This window comes from Oleiphilus sp. HI0043 (genome assembly GCF_001634935.1).
On the sequence record NZ_LWEY01000625.1, the window covers coordinates 1 to 1736 of the forward strand.

Consider the following 1736-nt stretch of genomic DNA (forward strand, 5'->3'; position numbering starts at 1 on the left):
CTGTTTCAGAAAAGCGCCTGGCATTGACCTCCAATGGACACGTTCGGTATGAACTCAAAACCCCGTATCGCAATGGCACAACCCATGTGATCTTCGAACCCATGGACTTCATGGCCAAGCTGGCTGCACTGGTACCCAAGCCGCGCGTCAACCTCACCCGATTCCACGGAGTCTTCGCACCGAACAGCAAACACCGTGTTCAGGTCACACCGGCTAAACGCGGAAAAAAGCCTGACAAACTAGAAGCAGCCGATACTGACTGGCTCGATAAGACCCCTGAAGAGCGGCACCACGCCATGACATGGATGCAGCGACTTAAGCGAGTCTTCAATATTGATATTGAGGTTTGCGAGCACTGTGGAGGGCATGTCAAAGTGATTGCCAGCATTGAGGATCCGGACATAATCGAGCAGATTCTTAAACATCTCAAACAGAAGGCGGCCAAAGCCGATACTAACCATCACAACCAGCCGCCAGAGCGAGCCCCACCACTGACTCCCAGCCTGTTCGGCCCATCGCAGACTCGTTTATTTAATTGACGCTCCTAAGCTCTCAATCCATGTACTGTCAGCCTTTGCGGCAGGCCGGTGGGGCAACTGTCGGCTAAAGATCCATTCGCCAGGCACTTTTCGGTCAAATCGACCAAAATACGACCTTCTTTGGGCGCTGTGAAGCTAAATTCCGGGGCTTAGGCAATAAAAATGAGCAGCAATTTCGGGTATGCTACTTCATCCGAAGGGTGAAAAGGTGCTTTAAACGTCCTATACGCCCGACCATTCGTGGTTCTGAAGCGGGCAGTAAAAAGCGCTATGCCGGTATGGTTGTTAAAAATCAACAACCGGAAATGGTCTTTAAAGGGTTGGAAACGGTTCGCACTGATTGGACAGACGTGGCGAGAGACTTTCAAAAGAATCTTTACCAAATCGTCTTTGATGATCGCGACCCAAGCCAATTTATCAAAGACACCGTGGCGGCCACACTGAATGGAGAACGGGATAATCAGCTGGTTTATCGAAAACGCCTTAGAAGACCGCTCAGAGAGTACGTTAAAAACGTTCCACCCCATGCTCGATCTGCCAAAATAGCCGACGAAAAGAACAAAGCGCTTGGCAAGCCACTACAGTATCAACACAAAGGCTGGATCAACTATATCATCACCCTGAACGGGCCTGAGCCTTTGGACTATCTTGAATCAGACATTGATTACCAACACTACATTGAGAAACAGCTAAAGCCCATCGCGGAAGGCATNCTGCCCTTTATCGGGATGGACTTTGATCGCCTAATAGATAATCAAATGGCCTTATTCTAGGGAACCTAGAAGTAAGTTCCTTAAGGCTCAATGATATTAAAGACACCTCTCGGCTTCTCAAACAACCTGAAGAAACTCACTAAATCCAGCTTACTACCCTCCACCGTCAAATCATCCGAGAACAGGGTTTCTTTGATCCCAGCCTGATCAGTGGCCATTTTGAGAAATAACTCATGAGTCACCTTAAGTGTGGCATCCGCATCACTGACAGGTTCAATTTGTTCAAAATGCAGAACGGCATTTTCAATCCACAAATAGAAATTTACCTGCCTGTCAGTGAAGGTGATATTGATCTTATGATGGCTATCAAAAGCTTCCGGGCCAATTAAACGGGCAGCCATTGATATAAAGAAGTTCTCAAGAGGTGCCTCTCTCAGAACCCCCTCCATCATTGCCACATCAACGCCTTTATCCGGGCCACCAT

3 protein-coding genes are annotated in these 1736 nt (G+C 48.1%); 2 read left to right on the forward strand and 1 reads right to left on the reverse strand.

Going from position 1 to position 1736, the window contains the following annotated elements:
* Together A3729_RS07625 and A3729_RS07630 are read left to right on the forward strand one after the other, a co-directional pair.
* On the forward strand, positions 1 to 539 hold a 539-nt coding region (locus tag A3729_RS07625; protein ID WP_082882043.1), incomplete at its 5' end, for a transposase.
* A 200-nt stretch (positions 540 to 739) separates the two neighbouring features.
* Positions 740 to 1312 (forward strand): DNA polymerase domain-containing protein, encoded by a 573-nt coding sequence (locus A3729_RS07630; protein ID WP_068633546.1) that lies wholly within the window; start codon positions 740 to 742, stop codon positions 1310 to 1312.
* Positions 1313 to 1332: 20 nt separating this feature from the next.
* On the opposite strand, the gene A3729_RS07635 is transcribed toward A3729_RS07630, so the two are convergent.
* The coding region (locus tag A3729_RS07635; protein ID WP_197475664.1) for an alkyl sulfatase C-terminal domain-containing protein at positions 1333 to 1736 on the reverse strand (404 nt) is incomplete at its 5' end.